Below are 1,721 nucleotides of genomic sequence, written 5' to 3'. Positions count from 1 at the left end.
AAATATTTGAATAATATAATTGAGCAAGATCACGGTAAGCTCAAAAGATTGATAAAACCGATGCTTGGTTTTAAATCTATGAAAACAGCTAACGCTACTATATTAGGTTATGAATGGATGAGAATGTTTAAGAAAGGCCAGTTTAATATTTGGACTAAATTTAGAAATAAGTCTGAAGCCACTTTTATAAATCAATTATTTGATGTCTACTGCCATAAATGTATCTAATGAAAACTTAATTCTTTGTCTTTAGACTATATCTAATAGTTGCAACAGTACCGGATTAACTATAAATATAAACATTGCATTTAAATTTAATAAATGCTTTTTATATAAGCTAAGAGATTAATTTCTTAAGAAAAAATTATGTATAAAAAAATATTATTTATTTTTATATTAGGTTATTTATATAGTCAGTTAGGTTTTAGTGCTAGTTTACCTAATTATGATAAAATAGCTATTACGCCTACTACATGGCAAGAAGTAGATCTAAAAGCTTATGACTATATAAAAGATAAAAGATATCCAGCAGAGATTAAATTACTTAGACCTATAAGTTGGCTTAAAGTTAATCATCTAGATAAAGTTGGTAATAAAGGTAATTTCTCATTACCTGAGTTTGATATTAAACATATGTACGTTACAGTAGTAGCATTAAAACCAACTAAATTAGATACTTCAAAAATTAATTGGTCAAAACAAAATTCTTATCCAGTAATAGGTACATTTAAAAGATATGCTCCAGTAGTTAAGACATATATCTTTAAAGATTTAACTACTGGTAAGATTAGTAAAGTAACTTCAACACCTGGACATAAGTTTTATGTTAAGAATAGAACAGTAAATAATATAATAGGTAAGAATACTCATTATATAAGTATATCTAGAGTCAGATCAACTGATATATTAATATCTCAAACAGGAGATAAGATTAAGCTTATCTGTCCAATAAATAAAACAAGTCATTGTGGTAAACTATATAATAGATATCATAAGCCTATTAGTGTATATAATCTAGAGATATATAATAAACACCGTTATTTTGTAGGGAAGAATTCTATTCTTGTGCATAATGGGCCTTGTTCTAATGAGGCTATAAATTCGGATACTATTTCTTCAAACAAAATTGAAAAAATGCATATTGTTGAAATGAATGAAACTACCTCAATAGAAAAAATTAATGGAAATGGACATATTGCTATTGCAACAAAAGGACTGTCAGATTGTTCAGCTGTTGGGGTATGCACACCTAATAAAATTATATTAACCCATTTAATGGGATCTAACCCTGAATATTTTGATGAATCATTTATACAAAGTATTCAAGGCCTTTCAGGAGATGAACTAGCCGAAGCTAATGTTATAATATATAGTCCAAGGACAAGAAATGTCGGTTTTATATTTAATCCAAATTCTGCTTTTGACGATGAGCATTTTATAGTTCAATCAATAGGTGAACATTTAAATAAATATGGTATACCTATAAATAATGTTAAAGGATATTATCACTATAATGGTTCTCATGGATTTGGATTTTTTTTCCGTTCTAATTCATCTGTAGGTTTTGGAGAGCTTGATTTTGATGATCCAGTAATAATGAATAAATATAATAATTCTAGAGATAATATTTGGGATTTTAGTTTTTGGGACTGTTGAAATCTGATATTAATTTTAAAATTGTTTAAAATATACTGAAAAGTAATATATGATTTTTTTATGTT

2 protein-coding genes are annotated in these 1,721 nt (G+C 26.6%); both read left to right on the top strand.

Annotated elements, in window-relative coordinates; all coding sequences use genetic code 11:
• A partial coding sequence (locus tag AB8E56_RS11645) for a DDE-type integrase/transposase/recombinase (protein ID WP_329481301.1) occupies positions 1 to 228 on the top strand: 228 nt, incomplete at its 5' end.
• A gap of 138 nt (positions 229 to 366) precedes the next feature.
• A complete protein-coding gene (locus AB8E56_RS11640; protein ID WP_329481299.1) occupies positions 367 to 1,656 on the top strand; it encodes a hypothetical protein in 1,290 nt (429 codons plus the stop codon).
• The last annotated feature ends 65 nt before the right edge of the window (positions 1,657 to 1,721 follow it).

Source organism: Francisella sp. 19X1-34, assembly GCF_041102755.1.
Lineage (GTDB): Bacteria > Pseudomonadota > Gammaproteobacteria > Francisellales > Francisellaceae > Francisella.
Note: the sequence above shows the minus strand (reverse complement) of the source record. Positions and strands in the feature narration are given on the sequence as shown.

What these genes read in the sequence shown, in the direction of transcription:
- AB8E56_RS11640 (WP_329481299.1), top strand. Translation starts at nt 367, where the DNA reads ATGTATAAAAAAATATTATTTATTTTTATATTAGGTTATTTATATAGT.